This is a genomic window from Streptomyces sp. NBC_01618, from assembly GCF_045209435.1.
Taxonomy (GTDB): domain Bacteria; phylum Actinomycetota; class Actinomycetes; order Streptomycetales; family Streptomycetaceae; genus Streptomyces.
Genome location: NZ_CP109297.1, coordinates 5,021,300 through 5,046,517, shown reverse-complemented (window position 1 = coordinate 5,046,517; position 25,218 = coordinate 5,021,300). Strand labels below are relative to the sequence as shown.

The window sequence follows — 25,218 nt, the reverse complement described above, 5'->3', positions numbered from 1 at the left end:
TGATCAGCCGCACAGTCGTCCCCGTGACCAGGCAGGGAGCCGCCACCCGATGTCCGAGCCGGAAGAGATCGACATCCACACCACCGCGGGCAAGATCGCCGACCTGCAGCGCCGCATCGACGAAGCGACGCACGCGGGCTCCGAACGCGCAGTCGAGAAGCAGCATGCGAAAGGCAAGTTGACCGCCCGCGAGCGGATCGACCTGCTGCTCGACCAGGGTTCCTTCGTGGAGCTCGACGAGTTCGCCCGACACCGTTCCACGAGCTTCGGCATCGAGAAGAACCGCCCCTACGGAGACGGCGTCGTCACCGGCTACGGCACGGTCGACGGCCGCCCCGTCTGCGTCTACTCGCAGGACTTCACCATCTTCGGCGGCTCGCTCGGCGAGGTCTACGGTGAGAAGATCGTCAAGGTGATGGACTTCGCGCTGAAGACCGGCTGCCCGGTCATCGGCATCAACGACGGCGGCGGCGCACGCATCCAGGAAGGCGTTGCCGCGCTCGGTCTGTTCGCCGAGATCTTCCGCCGCAACGTGCACGCCTCGGGCGTCGTCCCGCAGATCTCACTGATCGTCGGACCGTGCGCGGGCGGCGCGGTCTACTCCCCCGCGATCACCGACTTCACGGTCATGGTCGACCAGACGTCGCACATGTTCATCACGGGCCCCGACGTCATCAAGACCGTCACGGGTGAGGACGTCGGCTTCGAGCAGCTCGGCGGCGCCCGCACCCACAACACCACGTCCGGCGTGGCGCATCACATGGCGGGCGACGAGAAGGACGCCATCGAGTACGTCAAGTCGCTGCTGTCGTACCTCCCTTCGAACAACCTCTCCGAGGCGCCGGCCTTCCCGGAGGAGGCGGACCTCACCACCACGGACGAGGACCGCGAGCTCGACACCCTCATCCCGGACTCGGCGAACCAGCCGTACGACATGCACACCGCCATCGAGCACGTGCTGGACGACGGCGAATTCCTGGAGACGCAGGCTCTGTTCGCGCCGAACATCCTCACCGGCTTCGGGCGCGTGGAGGGCTATCCGGTCGGCATCGTCGCCAACCAGCCGATGCAGTTCGCGGGCTGCCTGGACATCAACGCGAGCGAGAAGGCGGCCCGGTTCGTCCGCACCTGCGACGCGTTCAACGTACCCGTGCTGACCTTCGTCGACGTTCCCGGCTTCCTGCCCGGCGTCGACCAGGAGTACGGCGGCATCATCCGCCGCGGCGCCAAGCTGATCTACGCCTACGCGGAGGCGACCGTCCCGCTGATCACGGTGATCACCCGCAAGGCGTTCGGCGGCGCGTACGACGTGATGGGCTCCAAGCACCTGGGCGCCGACATCAACGTGGCCTGGCCGACCGCGCAGATCGCCGTCATGGGCGCGCAGGGCGCGGTGAACATCCTGCACCGCCGCGCCATCGCCGCCGCCGAGGACCAGGACGCCACCCGCGCCGCGCTGATCGCCGACTACGAGGACGCGCTGCTCAACCCGTACGTCGCGGCCGAACGCGGCTACGTCGACGCGGTGATCATGCCGTCCGACACCCGCGCGCACATCGTGAAGGGGCTGCGCCAGCTGCGTACGAAGCGGGAATCGCTGCCCCCGAAGAAGCACGGCAACATCCCCCTCTAGAAAGGGTCCTGGCCATGATCAAGGTCGTACGGGGCAACCCGACCCCGGAGGAGCTGGCTGCCGCACTGGCGGTGGTCCGGGCGCGCGCGGCGACGTCCGCGGTGTCGTCGGGCGCACCGTCCCTCACGTCGGCGCTGCCCGGTCAGTGGTCCGACCCGGGGCGCATCGCCCGGCGTGAGCGCCACCTGCCGGGGCCGCGCGCCTGGGCGCGGACGTACTGGCCCGGGTAGTCGCGGGAGGGTTCGCACGCGTTCCTGGAGGTCCTGGTCCGTACGGGCCGGGGCCTTTGGCGCGTACGGGCGCGATTCTGGTCCGTACGCACCAGGGCGCCTGAGTACCCGTACTCAGGCGCGGCCTCACGCCTGAGCAGCAGGATCGGACCCATGCTGTGGTCCGACCCCGAGAACAAGCCGCCGAAGGAACTGCGCGACGTCCAGGACATGATGCGGCGCGCGGGGCTGGTGCTGGCGCTCGCGATGGTGGTCGCGATGTTCGTGCTCGGGACGCGGTGAGTTCGCGCTCGAGGCGCGGTGAGTGGCACCGGAACAGCGGCTGCGCCCCTGCCTGCCACGACGGCCTTCTACGATGGCGCGTATGACTGATCAGCGCCGTCTCGTGCTCGCCTCCGCGTCCCCCGCCCGTCTCGGTCTTCTGCGGCAGGCCGGATTCGCGCCCGAGGTGATCGTCAGCGGGGTGGACGAGGACGCGCTCGACGCCCCGACGCCGGCCGAGCTGGCGCTCGCCCTCGCCGAGGCCAAGGCCGCCGCGGTGGCCGGCCGGCCGGAGGCGGCGGGTGCCCTGGTCATCGGCTGCGACTCGGTGCTCGAACTCGACGGCGAGGCGCTCGGCAAGCCGGCCGACGGCGAGGAGGCCATCGCCCGCTGGAAGTCCATGCGCGGCCGGGCCGGGGTGCTGCGGACCGGCCACAGCGTCATCGACACCGCGACCGGACGCACGGCCTCGGCGACCGCCTCCACGACCGTCCGCTTCGGCGAACCGACGGACGCGGAGGTCGCCGCCTACGTGGCCTCGGGCGAGCCGCTGCACGTCGCGGGCGCCTTCACGCTGGACGGCCGGTCCGCGCCGTTCGTCGACTCCATCGAGGGCGACCACGGCAACGTCATCGGGCTCTCGCTGCCGCTGCTGCGCAGGCTGCTGGGCGAGCTGGGGATCTCCGTCACCGAGCTCTGGGTCTGAGCGGGGGCCGTACGGACCGGTGGGGCCGTACAGACCGGTGGGGCCGTACAGACCGGTGGGGCCGTACAGACCGGTGGGGCCGTACAGACCGGTGGGGCCGTACGGGTCAGATCGGGGCCGGAGCGTTCGGCGCGGCGTCGTCCGCGGACCGGACGGCCTCGGGTCCGGGCCCGGGGCGGGGCCCGTACGCCACCAGCGTCAGCACGATCAGCCCGAGCACCACCATCATGAATCCGAACGCCGCCCAGCCGACCAGTCCCACCGTCAGCGCGCCCAGCACCCCGTGCACCACGGCGCAGGTGATGAGGGCGATGCGGCCGATCCGGCCGGGGGCCCGGTCGCGGACGCCGGTCAGCAGGAGGACCAGCCCGCACAGCAGCAGATACAGGCCGAAGACGCCGCCCATCACCCAGGTACCGCTGGACATGGCGTCGGATTCCAGCCCGGCCAGTGACATCTCCTGGTTCTTGACGACCGTCGCCAGGATGCCGTTGATGAGCACGATGCCCACGGCCTCCACGGACAGCACGATCGCGGCCACGAACGCCACCGGCCTGCGCACCACGGTGCTCACCCCCTGTTACCTGCAGTACGTGCGATAGCGCGGACCCTACTAATCGGTAACGCCCGGGACAAGGGTTCGGGCGCCCTTTACTCCGCCCCGCACCACCGACGCGCCCCGACGCGCCCCGGCGCGCCTTCCCTGCGCCCTGGTGGGCGCGGCTCTCGTGCGTCGGGCAAAGAATCGTTCGCCCGTTAGTGGAGACTCAACAAAGAAACACCCGGCGTGGCTGCTTGCACGAACAGAGACCTGGACCACACCTCGTGGCTACTGTGCGGTCATGGATCCCGGCGTACCGTGGTGCCACAAGGGATTTCGCGACTTGAGCAAGCCTCGAATCACACTCCGTGTGGGCAAGCTCACCATTGGGGACGGGTCGTAGGGCCGTGTCGGTAGTCCCTAAACTCAGCTTGTTTCAAGGAGGGAGCCATCGTGCGCAAGGTGCTCATCGCCAACCGTGGCGAAATTGCTGTCCGTGTTGCTCGGGCATGCCGGGATGCCGGGATCGGGAGCGTGGCCGTCTACGCAGACCCGGACCGCGACGCTCTGCATGTACGCGCGGCCGACGAGGCATTCGCCCTGGGCGGTGACACCCCGGCCGCCAGCTACCTGGACATGGCCAAGGTGCTCCAGGCAGCCAAGGACTCCGGGGCGGACGCGATCCACCCGGGCTACGGCTTCCTGTCGGAGAACGCCGATTTCGCCCAGGCCGTCCTCGACGCGGACCTGACGTGGATCGGCCCGCCGCCGCAGGCGATCCGGGACCTCGGCGACAAGGTCGCCGCCCGGCACATCGCGCAGCGCGCCGGTGCCCCGCTGGTGGCCGGTACGCCCGACCCGGTCGAGGGCTCGGCCGAGGTCGTGGAGTTCGCGAAGCAGCACGGGCTGCCGATCGCGATCAAGGCCGCGTTCGGTGGCGGCGGCCGCGGGCTGAAGGTGGCGCGCACGCTGGAGGAGATCCCGGAGCTGTACGACTCCGCGGTCCGCGAGGCCGTCGCGGCGTTCGGCCGCGGCGAGTGCTTCGTGGAGCGCTACCTCGACAAGCCGCGCCACGTCGAGACGCAGTGCCTGGCCGACCAGCACGGCAACGTCGTCGTCGTCTCCACCCGTGACTGCTCGCTCCAGCGCCGCCACCAGAAGCTGGTGGAGGAGGCCCCCGCGCCGTTCCTGTCCGAGGCGCAGAACGCGGAGCTGTACGCGGCGTCGAAGGCCATCCTCAAGGAGGCCGGTTACGTCGGTGCGGGCACCGTGGAGTTCCTCGTCGGCACGGACGGCACCATTTCGTTCCTGGAGGTCAACACCCGCCTCCAGGTCGAGCACCCGGTCACCGAGGAGGTCACCGGCCTCGACCTGGTCCGCGAGATGTTCCGCATCGCCGACGGCGAGAAGCTCGGCTACGACGACCCGGCCGTGCGCGGGCACTCCTTCGAGTTCCGGATCAACGGCGAGGACCCGGGCCGCGGCTTCCTGCCCGCTCCCGGCTCGGTGACCGTCTTCTCCCCGCCGACCGGCCCCGGTGTCCGGCTCGATGCGGGTGTGGAGTCCGGTTCCGTCATCGGCCCCGCCTGGGACTCGCTGCTGGCGAAGCTCATCGTGACCGGTGCGACGCGTGAGCAGGCGCTGCAGCGGGCGGCGCGCGCGCTGGCCGAGTTCAACGTCGAGGGCATGGCCACCGCCATCCCGTTCCACCGCGCGGTCGTCGCCGACCCGGCGTTCACCAGCGACCCGTTCCGGATCCACACCCGGTGGATCGAGACCGAGTTCGTCAACGACATCAAGCCCTTCACCGCCGCCGCCGACGTGGAGGCGGAGGAGGAGACCGGTCGCGAGACCGTGGTCGTCGAGGTCGGCGGCAAGCGTCTTGAGGTCTCGCTGCCCTCGTCGCTGGGCATGAGCCTGGCCCGTACCGGCCTCGCGGCGGGCGCCAAGCCCAAGCGCCGCGCGGCGAAGAAGACCGGCTCCGCGGTCTCCGGCGACACCCTCGCCTCCCCGATGCAGGGCACCATCGTCAAGATCGCCGTCGAAGAGGGCCAGCAGGTCCAGGAGGGCGACCTCGTCGTCGTCCTGGAGGCCATGAAGATGGAGCAGCCGCTGAACGCGCACCGCGCGGGCACCGTCAAGGGACTGGTCGCCGAGGTCGGCAGCTCGGTCTCCTCCGGCGCCGTGATCTGCGAGATCAAGGACTGATCGAGCGGTACCCGACGTTCCACCGGGGCCCCTGCGGAGTCGCACGACTCCGCAGGGGCCCCGTTCGTCACCCCGCTCGCAGGGCCGCCGCCATCACCACCGGACGAGCGGCGCGAGCGGCACAACGGCTCGGCGCGGGATGCGGAGATCGCCTCCGTATGCGCAATGGCATCCTGGACCCCGGGGCGGAAAAAAGGGAGGACTGCGCAATGTCGATGAGCACGGCACGGACGTCGGCCCGGCCCATGCGCGCCGATGCGCGCCGCAATTACGACCGGCTGCTGGGTGAGGCCCGTACCGCGTTCGCGGAACACGGCACGGACGCGTCCCTGGAGGACATCGCGCGACGTGCGGGCGTGGGGATCGGCACGCTGTACCGGCACTTCCCGAACCGGCACGCGCTGATGAGCGCCGTCTTCCAGGAGGCACTGGCGTCCTTGATCGACCGTTCCCGTGAGCTCGCGGGGGCGGAGCAGCCGTGTGCGGGGCTGGTGGAGTGGCTGGGCGCGATCATCACCCATGCGGGTGAGTACCGCGGGCTCGCCCAGGCGCTCATGTCGACGTCTCGGGACGAGACTTCGGCGCTGTCGCGGTGCAATGTGCCGCTGCGCGAGGCGGGTTCGGTGCTGCTGGCGCGGGCGCAGGCGAGCGGGGCCGTGCGGGCGGATGTGTCCATCGACGACCTGATGCAGCTGACGAACGCGATCGCGCTGGCCGCCGAGCAGTCGCCGGACGACCCGGAGTTGGCGGGGCGGCTACTGATGCTGACCTTGCAGGGGCTGAAGGGGCCGAACGCGGAGAGGGGTTGAGAAATCAAACCCTCCGGCGATCAAGAAGCAGGGGCCTGGGGGCAGCGCCCCCGGTCACGGGAAGCGAAGGGGCGAGGAGAAGAAAACCCCCCGCGCCCCTCACCTGCGCCGTAGATCCGCCACCCTCGCCCGGTCCCCCGGCCCCTGCCCCTGTTCCGCCAGCGCCGCCGCGCTCCGTAGTTGCTGCGGCCCCGGACCTCCGGGGCCACCGCGCGTACGGCGCTGGCCGGGGAGCGGCATGTCGCGGCGGGGCTGGCGGCCCGGCGGGAGGGGCTCCGCCGGGGCGGGGCCGCTGCCCGCGCCGGCCACCGCGATCTGCACGCCCTGGTCCGCCAAGGCCTGGAGTTCGGTGGCGGCGCGGTCGTCGTGGCCGGGCGGTTCGTCCGTCACGAGGCGGGTGATCAGATCCGTCGGCACCGTCTGGAACATGGTGTCGGAGCCGAGCTTGGTGTGGTCCGCCAGGACCACCACCTCCGCCGCCGCCTGCACCAGGGCCCGGTCCACGCTCGCCGAAAGCATGTTGGACGTGGACAGGCCGCGTTCCGCGGTGAGCCCGCTCCCGGAGAGGAACGCGCGCGAGACCCGCAGCCCCTGGAGCGACTGCTCGGCACCGCTGCCCACGAGGGCGTAGTTGGAGCCGCGCAAGGTGCCGCCCGTCATCACCACTTCCACCCGGTTGGCATGGGCCAACGCCTGGGCGACCAGCAGTGAGTTGGTGACGACGGTCAGGCCGGGTACCCGCGCGAGCCGGCGGGCCAGCTCCTGCGTGGTCGTACCGGCACCGACGACGATGGCCTCGCCCTCTTCGACGAGACCCGCGGCCAGGTCGGCGATGGCCGTCTTCTCCGCGGTGGCGAGATGGGATTTCTGCGGAAAGCCGGACTCCCGCGTAAAACCGCCCGGCAAAACCGCACCGCCGTGCCGGCGGTCGAGGAGTCCTTCTGCCTCCAGCGCCCGCACGTCCCGCCGTACGGTCACTTCGGAGGTCTGGACGACGCGGGCGAGCTCACGGAGCGATACCGCCCCGTTGGCGCGCACCATTTCGAGGATCAACTGACGACGTTCTGCAGCGAACACGAAACTGACAGTAACGTGACGCCGGAGCGTTTTCAGCAGATTGCACCGAATAACAGAAGTTGTGCATACAGGGGGCCGCCAAGTGGTATAGGCGGCCCGTTGTTTGTTCCGTACTGATCGGCCGACGACTGCCCGGCGGCCGCCCCGCGCCCGGACAGCCGCCTGAGCTGCCGCGATGCGCCGGGCGCGGGGCGGGGACCGCCGCGGATCGCGGGGTTTCGCGACTGCGGCTACGCCTCGCCCGCGTTCTTCCGGGTGTGCAACTGACGGGCCACTTCCGCGATCGAACCCGACAGGGACGGGTACACCGTGAAGGCGTTTGCGATCTGTTCGACCGTCAGGTTGTTGTCGACCGCGATCGAGATCGGGTGGATGAGTTCGCTCGCCCGCGGCGCGACGACGCAGCCGCCGACCACGATGCCGGTGCCGGGCCGGCAGAGGAGCTTGACGAAGCCGTCGCGGATGCCCTGCATCTTGGCGCGCGGGTTGCGCAGCAGCGGCAGCTTGACGACCCTGGCGTCTATCCTGCCGCCGTCGACGTCGGCCTGGGTGTAGCCGACGGTGGCGATCTCGGGGTCGGTGAAGACGTTCGAGGAGACCGTCTTCAGGTTCAGCGGGGCCACCGCGTCCCCGAGGAAGTGGTACATCGCGATCCGGCCCTGCATGGCGGCGACCGAGGCGAGGGCGAAGATCCCGGTGACGTCACCGGCCGCGTACACGCCGGGGGCGGTGGTGCGGGAGACCTTGTCGGTCCAGATGTGGCCGGACTCCTTGAGCCGGACCCCGGCCTCCTCCAGGCCCATGCCGGCGCTGTTCGGGATCGCGCCGACCGCCATCAGGCAGTGCGAACCGGAGATGACCCGGCCGTCGGCGAGGGTGACCTCGACCCGGTCGCCGACCCGTCCCTCCTTGCCCGCCTTCGGCGAGGAGGGTCCCTCAGTGGTTCCCGGCACAACTTTCGCAGCCAACGCGCGGGAGCGGGCCATGACATTCATGCCGCGGCGGCGGAAGACGTCCTCCAGGACGGCGGCGGCGTCCGGGTCCTCGCCCGGCAGCACCCGGTCGCGGGAGGAGACGAGGGTGACGCGCGAGCCGAGCGCCTGGTAGGCGCCCGCGAACTCGGCACCCGTCACACCGGAGCCGACCACGATGAGCTCCTCGGGAAGCTCGTCGAGGTCGTAGACCTGGGTCCAGTTCAGGATGCGCTCCCCGTCGGGGAGCGCGTCCGGGATCTCCCGGGGGTGGCCACCGGTCGCGATCAGCACGGCGTCGGCGGTGAGCGTCTCCTGCGTGCCGTCGGCGGCGGTCACGACGACCGTGCGGGAGCCGTCGGCGGCCTGGAGGCCGTCGAGGCGGCCGCGGCCGCGCATCACCCGGGCGCCGGCCCGGGTGACGGACGCGGTGATGTCATGGGACTGGGCGAGCGCGAGGCGCTTCACCCGCCGGTTGACCTTGCCGAGGTCCACGCCGACGACCCGGGCCGTCTGCTCGATGTACGGCGTGTCGTCGGCGACGATGATGCCCAACTCCTCGTACGAAGAGTCGAAGGTGGTCATCACCTCTGCCGTCGCGATCAGGGTCTTCGAGGGAACGCAGTCGGTGAGCACGGACGCGCCGCCGAGGCCGTCACAGTCGACGACGGTCACCTCCGCGCCGAGCTGGGCGCCCACCAATGCCGCCTCGTACCCGCCGGGTCCGCCGCCGATGATCACGATCCGGGTCACGAAAAGTCCGCCTCGCGTGTGTCATCCCGCGGCCGTCTGCTGCCCCGGCCGGGGGTCCGGGGGGTCGCCCCGGGGAATGCAGTACGTACTTCATTGTCCCGCACGCGCCAAGGTGCTTCGCCCCGGGGCCCTCCATACGTGGCCCGGGGTTCCCGGGACGGGGTTCCCGGGCCGCGAGCGGTACCCCCCGTACGGTGTCTTCCTCACAGGAATCGACGTTCCGGCCACCGCCTCCCGTACCCTCGACCCATGTCGCTCTACGCCGCGTACGCCGGCAACCTCGACGCGCGGCTGATGACGCGCCGCGCACCGCATTCCCCGCTGCGCGGCACCGGCTGGCTCAACGGCTGGCGGCTGACCTTCGGCGGGGAGCAGATGGGCTGGGAAGGCGCGCTCGCCACGGTGGTGGAGGCCCCCCGTTCCCAGGTTTTCGTGGCGCTGTACGACATCGCACCGATGGACGAGGACTCCATGGATCGGTGGGAGGGCGTCGGCCTCGACATATACCGGCGGATGCGGGTACGGGTGCACACCCTGGACGGCGAGGAGCCGGCCTGGATGTATGTGCTGAACGGGTACGAGGGCGGGCTGCCGTCCGCCCGCTATCTGGGCGAGATCGCGGACGCCGCGGAGTCCGCGGGCGCACCGCACGACTATGTGATGGAACTGCGCAAGCGCCCCTGCTGACCCGGTCGACCAGCGCTTTTGTGTGAATGTACGAGGAAGCGTGTGCAGACTCTATGCATGGGCATCTACGCGCGTAGGGAATCACCGGTTACCCTCATCCGCGTGAACGCATCAGTTATTCCGGACGACATCCAGGGCGACCCGTACGCCGCCGCCGCCGACGCCGCTGCCCGCCTGCGCGAGCTGACCGGCGCCGAGACCCACGACGTCGCCCTCGTGATGGGGTCAGGCTGGGCTCCCGCGGGCGACGCGCTCGGCGCTCCGGAGGCCGAGTTCCCGGTGACCGACCTGCCCGGTTTCCCGGCGCCCGCCGTGCAGGGGCACGGTGGCACGATCCGCTCGTACCGGATCGGCGCGAAGCGTGCCCTGGTCTTCCTCGGCCGCACGCACTTCTACGAGGGCCGCGGCGTCGCCGCCGTCGCGCACGGCGTCCGCACCGCCGTCGCCGCGGGCTGCAAGACCGTCGTGCTGACGAACGGCTGCGGCGGTCTGCGCGAGGGCATGCGCCCCGGGCAGCCGGTCCTGATCAGCGACCACATCAACCTGACCGCGGCGTCCCCCATCGTCGGCGCCAACTTCGTCGACCTGACCGACCTGTACTCGCCGCGGCTGCGCGCGCTGTGCAAGGAGGTCGACGAGACCCTCGAAGAGGGCGTGTACGTGCAGTTCCCCGGCCCGCACTACGAGACGCCGGCCGAGATCAACATGGTCCGTGTGATGGGCGGCGACCTGGTCGGCATGTCCACCGTGCTGGAGGCGATCGCCGCACGGGAGGCGGGGGCCGAGGTGCTCGGCATCTCGCTGGTCACGAACCTGGCGGCGGGGCTGAGCGGGGAGCCGCTCAACCATGAAGAGGTGCTGCAGGCGGGGCGGGATTCGGCGACGCGGATGGGGACGTTGCTGGCCCGGGTGCTCGAGCGGATCTGAGCGGCAGAGCAAGCCCCTCCGGCGGTTAAGGAGCGGGGGTCCGTCCGGAGGCGGCGCCCCCGGACGGACCCCACCACCCCATCCATCCCGCAGAAAGGCGGACACCGTGCAGCAGGAGCTCATCGCGCAGGCCAGGACGTGGCTCGCGGAGGATCCCGACCCCGAGACCCGTGACGAGCTCGCCGCGCTCATCGACGCCGAGGACGTCGACGAACTCGCCGCCCGGTTCGCCGGCACGCTGCAGTTCGGCACGGCCGGGCTCCGCGGTGAGCTGGGGGCGGGGCCGATGCGGATGAACCGCGCCGTCGTGATCCGCGCGGCGGCCGGGCTCGCCGCGTATCTGAAGGCACAGGGGCAGGGCGGCGGGCTCGTCGTGATCGGGTACGACGCCCGTTACAAGTCCGCCGACTTCGCCCGCGACACCGCGGCCGTGATGACCGGCGCGGGCCTGCGCGCGGCGGTGCTCCCCCGCCCGCTGCCCACGCCCGTACTGGCGTACGCGATCCGGCACCTGGGCGCCGTCGCGGGCGTCGAGGTGACGGCCAGTCACAACCCGCCGCGCGACAACGGGTACAAGGTCTACCTCGGTGACGGCTCGCAGATCGTGCCCCCGGCGGACGGCGAGATCGCCGCCGCGATCGCCGCGGTCGGCCCGCTCGACGGCGTGGCCCGCCCCGACGACGGCTGGGAGATCCTCGGCGACGATGTCCTGGCCGCCTACCTGGCCCGTACCGACGCCGTGCTCGCCGCCGGATCGCCGCGCACCGCCCGGGTCGTGTACACCGCGATGCACGGCGTCGGTACGTCCGTGCTCACCGCCGCCTTCGACCGCGCCGGGTTCCCCGCCCCGGTGCTCGTCGCCGAACAGGCCGAGCCCGACCCGGCGTTCCCCACCGTCGCCTTCCCCAATCCGGAAGAGCCAGGCGCGATGGATCTCGCCTTCGCCACCGCGCGCCGTACCGACTGCGACCTCGTCATCGCCAACGACCCGGACGCCGACCGGTGCGCCGTCGCCGTCCCGGACCCTGCCGCCGACGGCGGCTGGCGGATGCTGCGCGGCGACGAGGTCGGGGCGCTGCTCGCCGCACATCTTGTGGACCGGGGCGCGGCCGGTGTCTTCGCCGAGTCGATCGTGTCGTCCTCGCTGCTCGGCCGGATCGCCGAGAAGGCGGGCCTCGGCTACGAGGAGACGCTGACCGGCTTCAAGTGGATCGCCCGCGTGGACGGCCTGCGGTACGGGTACGAGGAGGCGCTCGGTTACTGCGTCGACCCGGACGGCGTACGCGACAAGGACGGCATCACGGCCGCGCTGCTCGTCGCCGAGCTCGCCTCCGTGCTCAAGGAGCGGGGGCGTACGCTCCTGGACCTCCTCGACGACCTCGCGGTCGACCACGGGCTGCACGCCACCGATCAGCTGTCGGTCCGGGTGGAGGACCTCTCCGTCATCGCGGACGCCATGCGCCGGCTGCGCGAGCAGCCCCCGACCGCGCTCGCCGGGCTCCCCGTCACCTCGGCCGAGGACCTCGCGCGGGGCACCGCCCAGCTGCCGCCCACCGACGGGCTGCGCTACCACCTCCGGGGCGCCCGCGTGATCGTCCGCCCGAGCGGCACCGAGCCGAAGCTCAAGTGCTACCTGGAGGTCGTGGTGCCGGTCGCTTCGACGAACGAGCTGCCCGCGGCCCGTGCGCGGGGTGCGGAGCTGCTCGCCGGGATCAAGCGGGACCTGGCGGCGGCGGCCGGTATCTGACCGGTCGCGACGAACGGCTTCACGTACACATCAGGTACGTGAAGCCGGTGCGTGCCAGGGCCGCGGCCACGCCGCGGCCGACGGGGGACGTCCCGACGATCAGGCGGGCGCGGTGTGTTCACACGCTCCGCCGCTGATCGTCGAGGGCCGTCCCCCGCTCCGTTCCGGGTCCACCACGTCGGCTACTTGAGGTTGAGCAGCTGCTCCAGCGGGTCGATCGCGAAGTAGACGAGGAAGAGCGCCGCGGTGATCCAGAGCAGCCAGTGGACTTCGCGGGCCTTGCCCAGGCACGCCTTGATGACCACGTAGGCGAGGAAGCCGGCGCCGATGCCGTTGGTGATGGAGTAGGTGAACGGCATGACGGCGATGGTCAGGAAGGCGGGGATGGCGAGTTCGTACCGGTCCCAGTCGATGTGCTTGACCTGGGTCATCATCAGGAACCCGACCGCGACGAGGGCGGGGGCAGCAGCCTGGAGGGGCACGATGGTGAGAACGGGGGTGAAGAAGAGGGCGAGAGCGAACATGCCGCCCGTGATGAGGTTGGCGAAGCCGGTACGTGCACCTTCACCGACACCTGCGGCGGACTCGATGTAGGTGGTGGCGGACGAGGCGGAGGCGGCGCCGCCGGCGACGGCGGCGACGCCGTCGATGAGCAGGACGCGGCCCAGACCGGGGACCTGGCCGCGCTCGTCGAGGAGTCCGGCTTCGGCGGTGACGCCGACGACGGTGCCCATCGTGTCGAAGAAGTCGGACAGGATGAGGGTGAAGACGAGCAGGACGACGGTCAGCACGCTGACCTGACCGAACGAGCCGAGCAGATCGAAGTTGCCCAGGAGCGCGAAGTCGGGTGCGGCGACGGGGTGGTCGGGCAGCGAGGGCTCGGTCAGACCCCAGGACTTGACGTCGGCGATCCCGTTGATGACGACGGCGACGACGGTCATCACGACGATGCTGATGAGGATGGCGCCCTGCACCTTGCGGGCCAGGAGGACGACCGTCAGCAGCACGCCGAGACAGAAGACGAGCATGGGCCAGCCGGTGAGGGTGCCTGTGCCGATCTGAACGGGCACGGTGGTGTTGGCGGCGTCCGGGATACGGGTGACGAACCCGGCGTCCACAAAGCCGATGAAGGCGATGAACAGGCCGATGCCGACACTGATGGCTTGCTTGAGGGCTTGCGGAATGGCGTGCATGATGGCCTCGCGCAGGCCGGTCAGCACCAGTACGCAGATCAGCAGGCCCTCGAGCACGATGAGGCCCATCGCGTCGTCCCAGGCCATCAGGGGGGCGATCTGGAAGGCGGCGACGGCGTTGAGCCCCAGGCCCGCGGCCAGGGCGAGCGGCAGGTTGCCGCCCACGCCCATGATCACGGTCATCACGGCAGCCACCAGGGCCGTGGCGGTGGCCAGTTGGCCGGCGTCCAGGTGCGCGCCGAACTTGTCCTCGGAACTGCTGAGGATGATCGGGTTGAGTACGAGGACGTACGCCATGGTGAAGAATGTGGCGAATCCGCCGCGTATCTCACGGCCGTACGTCGAACCGCGTTCGCCGATGCGGAAGAACCGGTCGACCGGGTCGCTGGATCTAGTTGTCGGCGCTTCGGCCTGATTTGTCGTGCTGGTGTGCATGACTGCGTCTCCTGGACCTGCAGGTGCGAGGGAAAACATGGGAGTGGCGCCGGAAGCGTGTGTCAGTCGGTTGTGCGAACACACATACGGCGCCTTGCGAGCGGATCATACGCGGCAGAAACGTGATCTCAATCGCTTTGCGGTATCCGTTTGTTGACCTTCCGGTACCACCCCTGTGGCTTCCTCCAAAATCACAGGCGACCTATCCAGCCAAACCGGGATGCGGGCGACAACGGCCATGGAGTTCACCCCGGGTAACTCCCTACTCTCAGCCCGTGCATCCACCGCTCCCCTTCAACGCGCGCGCCGCCCGCATCCTGCGCGAGAAACTCGGGATGGCCCCCGGCCACGTCGCCTACGGCATGCGCGCCTCCTACGGCACGACCCACGTAACCCCCGACCACATCACGGCGTGGGAACGCGGCACCGCGCTGCCCACCACCAACGAACTCACCGCCCTGGCCGGTGCCCTGTGGTGCAACCCCAGCGAACTCATGGGCGCCCCCCGCACCCTGCGGGAACACCGTCTCGCCCGCGGACTGGCCGCCGAGGATGTCGCCCGCGCCACCGGCCTCACCCTCGACGCCTACCACCACATGGAAGAAACCAGCCAATGGACCGGCGACAAACGGCAGTCCGCCAAACTCGGCGCCCTCCTCGACCTCCCCCCACGCGACTTCATCGCCGTCACCGGCCTCGAGGACGAACTCGTCCGCCTCCTCACCGAAGCCGTCTCCACCCGCTGGCAGGCCCACATCCGCGCCATCGCCCGCCTCGTCGGCGTGGAACGCCGCGATCTGCAAGACGCCCTGCGCGACATGCACCACGAGTACCAGACCCTCATGGCCGCCACCCTCAGCCGGGCCGGCGGCACCACCGGCTCCGGCGAAGTCGGGCGACGCTACATCGACGACATCGTCAACCACTTCTGGGCCCGGCTCCCGGAGAACTAGGACCGCGTCCGCGCGGGCCATGCGCCGGGAACGTGGTCGAGCGGGCCCGGGCCACGGCGGAACGCCTGGCGTTCCTGCCCGAAGGGGCCGTCGTGCGGGCGCGCCTCGAAGGCGACGGCGTACGCATGCGGCGCGCCCGCGACATGGCGGCCCGCCTGGTGGACGGCCTGTGACGCGGTCTGCCGGGCGCGCCGCCGGACCGGGGCCGTCCTCGTCATCACCTGCCTCGGCGTGCTGACCGTCCCCTCCGGGCGTCGGCGTCTGGCTGCCGTGTCGCGGGAAGCCCGGACCGCGCCCGCCGACCCGCGGGACAGCGCTGCCTCGCGACCGGGACCACGACCACCCGCGTGCGTACGGCCGGCGTCCGATCGTCGTACGCGCGCACTCCGATCCGTCTCAGCCGGTCTCAGCCGGTCGCGAGCAGCACCACCAGCAGCACCACGCCCGCCACCGCAGGGGCGATCAACTCGTACGCCCAGCGCACCGAACCCGAGGATTCCGAGGACGCCGAAGACTCCGAAGGCTGTGCACCCGTCCCCGTCTTCGCCCGCTCCATCAGCTCGCTCAGGTCCGCCATGGTCTGGTCGGCCGTCGCCATGCGGGACCTGCTGTCGCGGACATCGGCGTGCACGGACGTCCGGCCGTACGGGTCGTCCGCCGACTGCCGGGCCTGTCGCCGGGCGGCCTTCTTCCGCTGCCGCAGCGACACCGGAACCGCCCACAGCTGGTACTTGGTGCCGTCCTCGGTGAGCAGCTCGCTCGAATATCCGGCCCGCAGATCCGCGACCTCGGTCCACGGCACGGTGATCGTCCGGAACGGGTTACGGATCCGGATGCGCCGGTCGTTGGCGTACACGACGGGCCGCAGCGTGAACGCGGCGACCAGCGGCACCACGGTCAGCAGCCCGGCCAGCGCCAGCCACGGGACCCGGCCGTCGCCCCGGACCACGGCGTCACCGCCGATCCAGCAGATGAGGAGAAGCAGCAGGACACCCCCGACGATCCCGGCGGGCGACCGGAAGGCCCGGTCGGCGTAGGTCGGCTCGGCGGGTGGTGTGGGGCTCGTCATGAGCCCGATTCTGCCTGACGCGCGCAAGGGGCGCCGGGGCGGCCGCCCGGGCACTGCGCAACGCTCGGAGGACCCCACCCCCTGTACAGGTCGCTACGCGCGTAGATATGCTCCTCTGGTGACCATGCCCACCACAGCTCCCTCCCCCAGGCTCTCAGCTGCGTCCGAGCAGGGAGGTACCCCCCTCTCCGACGCGACCGCGTCCGACAGTGCGCTGCGCCGCTTCCTGCACGGGCTGCCCGGCGTCGACGCCGTCGGCCTCGAAGCGCGCGCCGCGTCCCTCGGAACCCGCTCGATCAAGACGACGGCCAAGGCGTACGCGATCGACCTGGCCATCTCGATGATCGACCTGACGACGCTGGAAGGCGCGGACACCCCGGGCAAGGTCCGGGCCCTCGCCGCCAAGGCCGTCCATCCCGACCCGACCGACCGCACGACCCCGCACACCGCCGCGGTCTGCGTCTACCCCGACATGGCGGCGACCGCCGTCGCCGCGCTGGCCGGTTCCGGCGTGAAGGTGGCGTCCGTGGCGACGGCCTTCCCGGCCGGCCGCGCCGCGCTCGACGTCAAGCTCGCGGATGTCCGCGACGCAGTGGCCGCCGGGGCCGACGAGATCGACATGGTGATCGACCGGGGCGCCTTCCTCTGTGGCCGCTACCTCAAGGTGTACGAGGAGATCCTGGCCGTGAAGGCCGAGTGCGCGCGGGCGGACGGCACCGACGCCCGGCTGAAGGTGATCTTCGAGACCGGCGAACTCTCCACGTACGACAACATCCGCCGCGCCTCCTGGCTCGGCATGCTGGCGGGCGCGGACTTCATCAAGACGTCGACCGGCAAGGTCGCGACGAACGCCACCCCGGCGAACACCCTGCTGATGCTGGAGGCCGTGCGCGACTTCCGGGCGCAGACCGGCGTACAGATCGGTGTGAAGCCGGCCGGCGGCATCCGCACGTCCAAGGACGCGATCAAGTTCCTGGTGCTGGTGAACGAGACCGCGGGCGAGGACTGGCTTGACAACCACTGGTTCCGCTTCGGCGCCTCCAGCCTGCTGAACGATCTGCTGATGCAGCGCCAGAAGCTCAGCACCGGCCGTTACTCCGGCCCCGATTACGTGACGGTGGACTGATCCCCATGGCATCTGCATTCGAGTACGCACCCGCGCCCGAGTCGCGCGCGGTCGTCGACATCGCTCCCTCGTACGGCCTGTTCATCGACGGTGAGTTCACCGACGCGGCCGACGGCAAGGTCTTCAAGACTCTCTCGCCGAGCACCGAGGAGGTGCTCTCCGAGGTCGCGCAGGCCGGTGCCGCGGACGTCGACCGGGCCGTGCTGGCGGCCCGCAAGGCATTCGAGAAGTGGTCGGCGCTGCCCGGCTCCGAGCGTGCCAAGTACCTCTTCCGGATCGCCCGGATCATCCAGGAGCGCAGCCGCGAGCTCGCCGTTCTCGAAACCCTCGACAACGGCAAGCCGATCAAGGAGACCCGCGACGCGGACCTCCCGCTGGTCGCGGCGCACTTCTTCTACTACGCGGGCTGGGCCGACAAGCTGGACCACGCCGGTTACGGCGCGAACCCGCGCCCCCTCGGCGTCGCGGGCCAGATCATTCCCTGGAACTTCCCGCTGCTGATGCTGGCCTGGAAGATCGCCCCGGCGCTCGCCACCGGCAATACGGTGGTCCTCAAGCCCGCCGAGACGACCCCGCTCTCCGCACTGTTCTTCGCGGACATCTGCCGCCAGGCCGGCCTGCCCAAGGGTGTCGTGAACATCCTCACCGGGTACGGCGACGCGGGCGCCGCCCTCGTCGCGCACGAGGGCGTCGACAAGATCGCCTTCACCGGCTCGACCGCGGTCGGCAAGGCCATCGCCCGCCAGGTCGCGGGCACGGACAAGAAGGTCACCCTCGAACTGGGCGGCAAGGGCGCCAACATCGTCTTCGACGACGCCCCGATCGACCAGGCCGTCGAGGGCATCGTCACCGGCATCTTCTTCAACCAGGGCCAGGTCTGCTGCGCGGGCTCGCGCCTGCTCGTGCAGGAGTCGATCCAGGACGAGCTGCTGGACGCCCTGAAGCGCCGGCTGTCCACGCTCCGGCTCGGCGACCCGCTCGACAAGAACACCGACATCGGCGCGATCAACTCCGCCGAGCAACTCGCCCGGATCACCGCGCTCACCGAGACCGGCGAGGCGGAGGGCGCCGCACGCTGGTCCGCCCCCTGCGAACTCCCCTCTTCCGGCTACTGGTTCGCCCCGACGCTGTTCACGAACGTCACCCAGGCGCACACCATCGCCCGCGACGAGATCTTCGGCCCGGTGCTGTCCGTGCTGTCGTTCCGTACGCCCGACGAGGCGGTCGCCAAGGCCAACAACAGCCAGTACGGCCTCTCGGCCGGCATCTGGACGGAGAAGGGCTCCCGCATCCTCGCGGTGGCGAACAAGCTCCGGGCGGGCGTCGTCTGGGCCAACACGTTCAACAAGTTCGACCCGACCTCGCCCTTCGGCGGCTACAAGGAGTCGGGCTTCGGCCGCGAAGGCGGCCGTCACGGCCTGGAGGCGTACCTCGATGTCCGATAACCGTCTGAGCGTCTTCAAGACCTACAAGCTGTACGTCGGGGGCAAGTTCCCCCGCTCCGAGAGCGGCCGGGTGTACGAGGTGACCGACTCCAAGGCCAGGTGGCTGGCGAACGCCCCGCAGTCCTCCCGCAAGGACGCGCGCGACGCGGTCGTGGCGGCGCGCAAGGCGTTCGGCGGCTGGTCGGGCGCGACCGCGTACAACCGCGGCCAGATCCTCTACCGCGTCGCGGAGATGCTGGAGGGCCGCAAGGACCAGTTCGTCCGCGAAGTGGCCGACGCGGAGGGCCTGTCCAAGTCCAAGGCCGCGGCCGTGGTGGACGCGGCGATCGACCGCTGGGTCTGGTACGCGGGCTGGACCGACAAGATCGGCCAGGTCGTGGGCGGGGCGAACCCGGTCGCGGGCCCGTTCTTCAACCTGTCCACGCCCGAACCGACCGGCGTGGTCGCGGTCCTGGCGCCCCAGGAGTCGTCTTTCCTGGGCCTGGTCTCGGTGATCGCCCCGGTGATCGCGACCGGCAACACGGCGGTCGTCGTCGCTTCGGCGGACGCCCCGCTGCCGGCCCTGTCCCTGGGCGAGGTGCTGGCCACCTCCGACCTGCCGGGCGGCGTGGTGAACATCCTGTCCGGGAGGACGGCGGAGATCGCGGCCCCGCTCGCGTCCCACCAGGACGTGAACGCCATCGACCTCACGGGGGCGGACGCCGCGCTCGCGAAGGAGCTGGAGATCGCGGCGGCGGACAACCTGAAGCGGGTTCACCGCGGCGACGCCGCCTTCGACTGGTCGGCCGATCCGGGCACCCACCGCCTGACGGCCTTCCTGGAGACGAAGACGGTCTGGCACCCGACGGGCGCGCTCGGCGTCTCGGGGTCCTCGTACTGACGCGCCGTACGGACGCGGCCCGCTTCTCCGGATCCCCGGAGGAGCGGGCCGCGTCCGCGTCCGTCTCAGCCGTGCAGCGATTGTGTGACCTGCCCCGCCACCGGCAGGTCCTTCAGCCCGCCGCCGCTGGTCACCGGGTCGGTGACGGTGGCCGTGGAGAGCGGCTTGAAGTCGGCGATCTGCGTCTCCACCGCGTTGTTCAGCGGGTCCGTGCCCGTACCGGCAAGCGGGTCGAGCCGCAGCTGCGTCACCGGTGCGATGCCGTTCCGGAGCGAGTGCCCGAACGCCCCGGTCACCGCGCCGGTGGCCGCCTCACCGGCCTCGCCGAGCCCGGTGTCGCCGAGTTCGGTGTCGGCGCCCGTGGCCGGTACGAGGGGCAGCGACGCCGCCTGGGCCGCCGCACCTCCCGCGCCGAGTGCGGCGCCCACCGCGGTGATGGTCAGACCTGCCCGCAGCAGAGTGCGGCGCCGGGACCTGGAAAGTGCGTGACGTGCCATGGAGTTCCCACCTGATCGAGCCGATCGAGTAATCACTTGAGTGCGTAGAGTAGTTGAGATGTGATGCTCGATACCAACCCGACCTCCGGGGGATCCCCTGCGCGGGTCAATGCCGCACACTCGTGTCCTGTGAATTCCCAACTACTCCCGACCCGCGTCGTGCTGCTCGCGGGCCCCTCCGGCTCCGGCAAGTCCTCCCTCGCCGCCCGCACCGATCTGCCGGTGCTGCGCCTGGACGACTTCTACAAGGAGGGCGACGACCCCACGCTGCCGCTCGTCCCCGGAAGCACGGACATCGACTGGGACTCCGCACAGTCCTGGGACGCCGACGCGGCAGTCGCCGCGATCACGGAGCTGTGCCGCACGGGGCGCACGAGCGTCCCGGTGTACGACATCTCCACGAGCTCCCGCGTCGGCCACGAAGCCTTCCACATCGACCGCACACCATTGTTCGTGGCCGAGGGGATCTTCGCGGCGGACATCGTCGAACGGTGCCAGGAACTGGGCGTACTCGCGGACGCGCTGTGCCTGCGCGGCCGTCCGACGACGACCTTCCGCCGCCGGCTGTTGCGGGATCTGCGCGAGGGCCGCAAGTCGGTGCCGTTCCTGCTGCGGCGGGGGTGGCGGCTGATGCGCGCGGAGCGCCGCATCGTGGCACGGCAGGCGGCACTGGGCGCGCACCCGTGCGGCAAGAAGGAGGCCCTGGGCCGACTGACCGCCGCGGCGGCGGGCCGGTGCCGACGGGCACCGGTGGGGGCGCCGGTTCCGGAGTAGGGACAGGCCCGTGGGGTGAGCCGGTGCCGGCCACTGCCGGGGCCAGTACTGCCGTGACCTGGTGGCCACGGCAGTACTGGCCCCGGTGCGGCTCGGTCCAGGTTCCTCAGAGCCTCACGGCCGGCCGCCCTCTGCCCGCGTTCGATCCGTTCGACCGCCGCCGTCCGATCGGCCCCGGCGACACCAGGGCCAGGACGAGTTACCGGAGGCGCGGACGGCCCCGGCACTCCGGCACGGGGGCCGCGCGGTCCTCGGTGGCGGGGGAAGAGGCAGTCGTACCGTCACCTCGCGGCTGTGCCGCAGTCGAAGGTCTCGGTAGCGGACTTCACGAACGACTCGAAGTAGGCGTCCCGCCGCGGAAGATCCGGGTGACGCTTACGTGCCTCCAAGTACTGCAGCCCTGACTCAGCCGCCAGATAGAGATCGCCTTGAGCACAGGGCAGAACGATCCCTTGCGGATCGACGACATCGGCTTCCCGGCCGTCCGGCGCCTCGCCTTTACTCGTGCCCGGCGCCTTCTTCACGGCGGCGATGAGTAGCGGGTCCCGGGAAGCCGTGTACGTCATGAAGCCGTCCTCGCGGACAATGTCACGTGAGTCGTCGTCCAGGAACAACGTGCACGACCACAGATCAGCGGGCGCCGTCTGGCCCGCTTCGAGCACCTCGGTGTCCACCGGTACCTGGCCGCGGACGGAGAAGCCGTCGAGACCGCACACCCGCTTTTCGGAAACCGGACGGGCCGCCTCGGAGCGGGGCGGCAGGAGCGTTCCAGGCTCCTCGGGCAGGTCGCCGCATGCCGCCCGGGCCGCCACGGCGCGCGCGGCATCGGTGATCAGGGCGGCGAACGCCACAGTGTCGGAGATCGGTTCGCTGGAGTGGCCTCTGAGGTACACCGGCTTGGTCGTCCAGCACTTCTCGGGCAGCAGGACCCATCCCTCGTACTTGTAGACCCCGCCGGTCACCGGTCCGGAGAAGAACGACGCCTCCGACGGGTCCGGCCACCCGTGGTCCGCGAAGGCGAAGTCACCACGGTCCTCCACGACCCGGACGGACAAGATGCCCTTTCCGGAGCCGAGCGCGACGGACGACTTCTCGACCTCGCACGCCGTGTCCCGCAGGTTGTCGGCAAGGCCGTCCCCCTCGGCATCGAGACGACCGGACCCCGGAAGAACCGCATTCGCCTTCGCCGTGGAAACCAGCCCTCCGCACAGCCGGTCCCCCGTCAGCACATTGGTGTTCCGATAGACATGCAGCCCCCCAACCACCAGGACCAGGACGGCCACGACAGCCCAGACCCTCCACGCCGGCCTCGTACGGCCCTCTGCTGTACTCACTTGCTCACTTCCTGGTTCGCAGGGCCGAATACGCTTCCTCAAGGCCGGTGATATAACTCTGCCCCGCCTCACCCTTGGCGTTGTCGGCGGCGTCACTGCCCTTGGCACCCCGAGTGTCGGCCCAGGAATCGATGAGATCATTCGTGCCCGCGATGCCCTCCGCCGTCTTCCTGCTGACTTCGCCGAGCGCGACCTGCTCCTTTTCAGCCATGACGTCCCCGGACCACTCGTACGTGGCGGCGTCCACAGCGCGTTGGGCAACGTCGCCGACAACGGGGATCGTGTTGGCCAGCCCTCCCAGGACGTGATACCCGTAGCGTGCCTGGTCGTTGATCTTCCCGATCTCGGCGTCACGGACGTCGAGCACCATATCCGCGCCGATGGCGTTCATACCGCCGAAGGCCTGACCTACGTGGCGCGACCTGTTGTCCCAGCTGGTCACGTTCTCTGTCAGACTGCTCTCGGGCACGTGCCGACCGGTGTCCAGGTATTCCGCCGCATAGAGACGCTGCCCCTCGTACAGAGCGTCGAAGACCCGTACGGGGTCCCCCTCTGTATCCGTGCCGATGACACCGTCGGACACACCGCGCATCACCCGCAGCAGACTCGCCTTGCTGTTCGTGATCGAGGCGCTGTCGCCCGATCCGGCGATGTCGCCCTGGCCGACCGGGCTGTTCGGCGCGTAGCCGCCCAGAATGGCGTGCGTGTCCGCCGTGTAGTCGTTCAGCGCGCGGCCGAGAGGCGCCTTGAGACCTTCCGGAACGGTGTCGCCCGCGGCTCCCTTGTCCAGCACCGCGATGACCGCCTGCATGACACGGGCCTGGCCCTCGCTGTGGGGTCCGGGCTTGCCCAGAGGCGTGCCGGGCTCCTGCCCCGTCGTTCCGGCCTCCAGCGCGGCCCCCAGGCCGTGCCGGCTGAGGGGGTCCTCCTCCGTGATCACCACGGGGCCGGCCGGGACGAACGTCTGCGGCCACTCCCGCGCCCCGTCGCCGCTGCCCACCAGGTAGTCCAGATGCGACTGCCCCTTGTCCAGCTCCGGGTCGAAGAAGGCGGTGGCCGCGTCGGGGTTCTTGCTCATCACGCCGAGAAGGCTGTCGAGCGCGTCGGCCCGGCCTTCGGTGTGGTTGCCGCCCCACTGCACGAACATGGCGGTGTTCTTCTTCTCGGCGGCGATCATGTCGTCGCCGAGCTGATTCAGGAACTGGTCGTCGAACGGCACGTCGGCGTGGGTCATCATCTCGACGAACGGGCGGTATCCGTACAGCGGGTTGGTCTTCGAGTCGTAGTTCTTGGCCCCGGCCTCCTTGAGCCCTTCCGTGAACTTCCGGTAGAACGCGCCGTCGCCGCTGTTCAGCCAGGTCTGGAACTTCTCGGAGCCCGGTGCCGCGTCCGTCATCGAGCCGGGGACGTGGGTGGCCGTGGCAACCGTGTTGGCCAGTCCGCCCAGCAGCTCCGTGTACTGGGTGTCGGAGGATTTCGCGTGCTGCTCGCGGTCGGACAGGACGTCGCTCAGCCTGACGGTGCCTTCGGGGCCCAGCTTGCCCAGGAAGGACTGGGCAAAGGTCTTGTCGTCGGCGTTGTCCCGCACCGACCGGGCCAGCTCCTCGAGGTCGGCGTCGGAGACCTTCTTGCCGTCGATCAGGCGCTCCGCGATCTCCTCGGAGTTGCGTGCCTCGTACTCCTCGATGTCGCCGAGGGGCTTGCTGTTGAAGCCGTTCATCGTGCCGTCCGTGGCGTCGCTGTCCTGCACCACCGCCTTCAGCGCGATCTCCACCCCGGAGTCCGCGTCCGTCATCGCCGCGACCAGGCGGTCGATCTGCTGCTGCCATGAGCTGACCGCCTCACGTACCGACGTCTGGTAGTCCGGGTCGTGGTGATACGCGGTCCGCGCGCCTTCGCTCAGACTCGCCGTGTCGAAGGTGACCCTGCCGGTGTCCGAGACCGTCATCCCGGCCTCCACGGCTCCGTCCTTCGCCCCCTGCAACTTGCCCTTCAGTTCCGTGAACTGGGAGTGCGCGTCCCGTAGCAGAGAGGCGATCGCCTTCGCCTCGGCCTGGGCGGCCTTGTACTCGTTGAGTGTGACGTCGAACATCGCGTTGGCGGCGGTGGAGCTCAGGCCGAGCCAGCTCTGCCCCATGGTGATGCCGTGGACGTCCCTGTCGTACTGTTCCTCGCGCTTGTGGAACTCACCCGCCATGTCCGTCCACTTGCCTGCGGCAGTGGTCAGACAAGCCAGGTCCGTGCTCATGATCTCGTGGTAGGTGGGCATGCCCTTATCCCCGTTGTCCGGTATGCCTGATGATGTTGCGAGTATGGAGACGGCCCTGCGTCAGCGCGCGTGTGGACTGCGGCTGTCGATGAACACGCGCTCCACGGGCGTCCTGGCCGGTACGGGGAGCACGACCGGTGCCGGAGCATCGCGTGCACACGCCGCGTCGGTCTTCCCGTGCCACAGCCGTCAGTAACCGTCGAACGGCGAGGTCGAGCGGATCTGCCCCTCGGTCGCCAACTCGGTGTTCTGGAAGATCGTATGGGCACCGCGCAGGGCACCCTTCTCCGCGCCGAGTCGGTTCATCAGGTTCTGCACCTGATCGCCCCAGGCCTTGTGCGCGTTCTTCAGGGCGCGTGAAGTGATCCATCCCTGGCCGTCCTTGGCGGCGAGCGCCGTGACTGCGGCCGAGGTCTCCTCCCGCGCCCAGTCACCCGACTTCTTGGTGTCGGGTTCGAGATGCTGCTCTATGGCGTTGGCCGCGGCGCGTTTCTGCGCCGGGGTTGACACCAGATCCTTGCTGCCGGGCACGAAGGGGCCGTACACGGGGGGTGAGGACGGGTCGGCCGGGATGTGGTTGAGCCGCATCGCGGTCGACGCACCGTCCCCTGCGGTCGTCGGTATCTGCTCGCTTGCCTGACTGTTCACTCGTCCCCCATGAGTTCCCTCGAAGGCCCACGCCAGACGTGGTCT

At 70.3% G+C, this 25,218-nt stretch carries 24 protein-coding genes; 15 read left to right on the top strand and 9 right to left on the bottom strand.

Translation table 11 applies throughout. The features are described from left to right. Nucleotides 1-49 precede the first annotated feature (49 nt). The 4 genes from OH735_RS23540 (at nucleotide 50) to OH735_RS23525 (ending at nucleotide 2,830) form a co-directional block, all read left to right on the top strand. Nucleotides 50-1,633: an acyl-CoA carboxylase subunit beta gene (locus OH735_RS23540; protein ID WP_406383503.1), complete on the top strand. Its 1,584-nt coding sequence runs from the start codon at nucleotides 50-52 to the stop codon at nucleotides 1,631-1,633. A gap of 14 nt (nucleotides 1,634-1,647) precedes the next feature. After that, nucleotides 1,648-1,863, top strand: coding sequence for an acyl-CoA carboxylase epsilon subunit (locus OH735_RS23535; protein WP_406383502.1), 216 nt, complete (start codon nucleotides 1,648-1,650; stop codon nucleotides 1,861-1,863). Between the two features lie 153 nt (nucleotides 1,864-2,016). After that, a complete protein-coding gene (mmpB, locus tag OH735_RS23530) occupies nucleotides 2,017-2,145 on the top strand; it encodes a morphogenic membrane protein MmpB (protein ID WP_406383501.1) in 129 nt (42 codons plus the stop codon). Between the two features lie 73 nt (nucleotides 2,146-2,218). Continuing rightward, entirely contained in the window at nucleotides 2,219-2,830 is a 612-nt protein-coding gene (locus OH735_RS23525; protein WP_406383500.1) for a nucleoside triphosphate pyrophosphatase, read from the top strand. 106 nt (nucleotides 2,831-2,936) lie between these two features. On the opposite strand, the gene OH735_RS23520 is transcribed toward OH735_RS23525, so the two are convergent. After that, nucleotides 2,937-3,404, bottom strand: a complete 468-nt coding sequence (locus OH735_RS23520) for a hypothetical protein (protein WP_406383499.1) — start codon at nucleotides 3,402-3,404, stop codon at nucleotides 2,937-2,939. Between the two features lie 420 nt (nucleotides 3,405-3,824). Between OH735_RS23520 and OH735_RS23515 the strand changes: the two genes are divergently transcribed. Further along, complete coding sequence (locus tag OH735_RS23515; RefSeq protein ID WP_406383498.1) at nucleotides 3,825-5,579, top strand: acetyl/propionyl/methylcrotonyl-CoA carboxylase subunit alpha; 1,755 nt, start codon at nucleotides 3,825-3,827, stop codon at nucleotides 5,577-5,579. Nucleotides 5,580-5,788: 209 nt separating this feature from the next. Further along, nucleotides 5,789-6,388, top strand: a complete 600-nt coding sequence (locus OH735_RS23510; protein WP_406383496.1) for a TetR family transcriptional regulator — start codon at nucleotides 5,789-5,791, stop codon at nucleotides 6,386-6,388. A 99-nt stretch (nucleotides 6,389-6,487) separates the two neighbouring features. Here OH735_RS23510 and OH735_RS23505 read toward each other — a convergent pair whose 3' ends face one another. Then, on the bottom strand, nucleotides 6,488-7,465 hold the full coding sequence (locus tag OH735_RS23505; protein WP_406383495.1) for a DeoR/GlpR family DNA-binding transcription regulator: 978 nt from the start codon (nucleotides 7,463-7,465) through the stop codon (nucleotides 6,488-6,490). A 230-nt stretch (nucleotides 7,466-7,695) separates the two neighbouring features. Further along, the gene (locus OH735_RS23500) at nucleotides 7,696-9,189 is read right to left on the bottom strand and encodes an NAD(P)H-quinone dehydrogenase (RefSeq protein ID WP_406383493.1); all 1,494 of its coding nucleotides are present in this window, start codon (nucleotides 9,187-9,189) and stop codon (nucleotides 7,696-7,698) included. A 249-nt stretch (nucleotides 9,190-9,438) separates the two neighbouring features. Between OH735_RS23500 and OH735_RS23495 the strand changes: the two genes are divergently transcribed. The 3 genes from OH735_RS23495 to OH735_RS23485 all read left to right on the top strand — a co-directional run bounded on the left by OH735_RS23495 (nucleotide 9,439) and on the right by OH735_RS23485 (nucleotide 12,550). Then, entirely contained in the window at nucleotides 9,439-9,876 is a 438-nt protein-coding gene (locus tag OH735_RS23495) for a gamma-glutamylcyclotransferase (RefSeq protein ID WP_351082125.1), read from the top strand. 102 nt (nucleotides 9,877-9,978) lie between these two features. Continuing rightward, nucleotides 9,979-10,803, top strand: a complete 825-nt coding sequence (locus OH735_RS23490) for a purine-nucleoside phosphorylase (protein WP_406383491.1) — start codon at nucleotides 9,979-9,981, stop codon at nucleotides 10,801-10,803. Nucleotides 10,804-10,909: 106 nt separating this feature from the next. After that, the gene (locus OH735_RS23485; protein WP_406383490.1) at nucleotides 10,910-12,550 is read left to right on the top strand and encodes a phospho-sugar mutase; all 1,641 of its coding nucleotides are present in this window, start codon (nucleotides 10,910-10,912) and stop codon (nucleotides 12,548-12,550) included. 182 nt (nucleotides 12,551-12,732) lie between these two features. Here OH735_RS23485 and OH735_RS23480 read toward each other — a convergent pair whose 3' ends face one another. Beyond that, nucleotides 12,733-14,178 carry an NCS2 family permease gene (locus OH735_RS23480; RefSeq protein ID WP_406383489.1) on the bottom strand — a complete coding sequence of 482 codons (1,446 nt, stop codon included), beginning with the start codon at nucleotides 14,176-14,178 and terminating at the stop codon, nucleotides 12,733-12,735. A 275-nt stretch (nucleotides 14,179-14,453) separates the two neighbouring features. Between OH735_RS23480 and OH735_RS23475 the strand changes: the two genes are divergently transcribed. Then, on the top strand, nucleotides 14,454-15,131 hold the full coding sequence (locus tag OH735_RS23475; RefSeq protein WP_406383488.1) for a helix-turn-helix transcriptional regulator: 678 nt from the start codon (nucleotides 14,454-14,456) through the stop codon (nucleotides 15,129-15,131). Nucleotides 15,132-15,163: 32 nt separating this feature from the next. Next, nucleotides 15,164-15,304: a hypothetical protein gene (locus tag OH735_RS23470; RefSeq protein WP_406383487.1), complete on the top strand. Its 141-nt coding sequence runs from the start codon at nucleotides 15,164-15,166 to the stop codon at nucleotides 15,302-15,304. Between the two features lie 233 nt (nucleotides 15,305-15,537). Here the strand turns inward: OH735_RS23470 and OH735_RS23465 are convergent, their stop codons facing one another. Continuing rightward, entirely contained in the window at nucleotides 15,538-16,200 is a 663-nt protein-coding gene (locus tag OH735_RS23465) for a PH domain-containing protein (protein WP_406383485.1), read from the bottom strand. Nucleotides 16,201-16,324: 124 nt separating this feature from the next. On the opposite strand from OH735_RS23465, the gene deoC reads away from it, so the two are divergent. Genes deoC through OH735_RS23450 form a run of 3 tightly spaced genes read left to right on the top strand, consistent with a single transcriptional unit; the run spans nucleotide 16,325 to nucleotide 19,651 of the window. After that, the gene (gene deoC, locus OH735_RS23460) at nucleotides 16,325-17,326 is read left to right on the top strand and encodes a deoxyribose-phosphate aldolase (RefSeq protein ID WP_406386700.1); all 1,002 of its coding nucleotides are present in this window, start codon (nucleotides 16,325-16,327) and stop codon (nucleotides 17,324-17,326) included. 5 nt (nucleotides 17,327-17,331) lie between these two features. Then, complete coding sequence (locus OH735_RS23455; protein ID WP_406383484.1) at nucleotides 17,332-18,771, top strand: aldehyde dehydrogenase family protein; 1,440 nt, start codon at nucleotides 17,332-17,334, stop codon at nucleotides 18,769-18,771. Beyond that, nucleotides 18,761-19,651, top strand: coding sequence for an aldehyde dehydrogenase family protein (locus OH735_RS23450; protein ID WP_406383483.1), 891 nt, complete (start codon nucleotides 18,761-18,763; stop codon nucleotides 19,649-19,651). The genes OH735_RS23455 and OH735_RS23450 overlap by 11 nt, the downstream gene beginning before the upstream one ends. A 65-nt stretch (nucleotides 19,652-19,716) precedes the next feature. On the opposite strand, the gene OH735_RS23445 is transcribed toward OH735_RS23450, so the two are convergent. Beyond that, nucleotides 19,717-20,148, bottom strand: coding sequence for a hypothetical protein (locus tag OH735_RS23445; protein WP_406383482.1), 432 nt, complete (start codon nucleotides 20,146-20,148; stop codon nucleotides 19,717-19,719). A 63-nt stretch (nucleotides 20,149-20,211) separates the two neighbouring features. On the opposite strand from OH735_RS23445, the gene OH735_RS23440 reads away from it, so the two are divergent. Beyond that, a complete protein-coding gene (locus OH735_RS23440) occupies nucleotides 20,212-20,922 on the top strand; it encodes a uridine kinase (RefSeq protein ID WP_406383481.1) in 711 nt (236 codons plus the stop codon). A 281-nt stretch (nucleotides 20,923-21,203) separates the two neighbouring features. Here the strand turns inward: OH735_RS23440 and OH735_RS23435 are convergent, their stop codons facing one another. From OH735_RS23435 to OH735_RS23425, 3 genes are all read right to left on the bottom strand, one after another. Beyond that, nucleotides 21,204-22,256: a hypothetical protein gene (locus tag OH735_RS23435; RefSeq protein ID WP_406383480.1), complete on the bottom strand. Its 1,053-nt coding sequence runs from the start codon at nucleotides 22,254-22,256 to the stop codon at nucleotides 21,204-21,206. A gap of 4 nt (nucleotides 22,257-22,260) precedes the next feature. Next, nucleotides 22,261-24,525, bottom strand: a complete 2,265-nt coding sequence (locus OH735_RS23430) for a hypothetical protein (protein WP_406383479.1) — start codon at nucleotides 24,523-24,525, stop codon at nucleotides 22,261-22,263. A gap of 189 nt (nucleotides 24,526-24,714) precedes the next feature. Continuing rightward, complete coding sequence (locus OH735_RS23425) at nucleotides 24,715-25,173, bottom strand: hypothetical protein (RefSeq protein ID WP_406383478.1); 459 nt, start codon at nucleotides 25,171-25,173, stop codon at nucleotides 24,715-24,717. Between the last annotated feature and the right edge of the window lie 45 nt (nucleotides 25,174-25,218).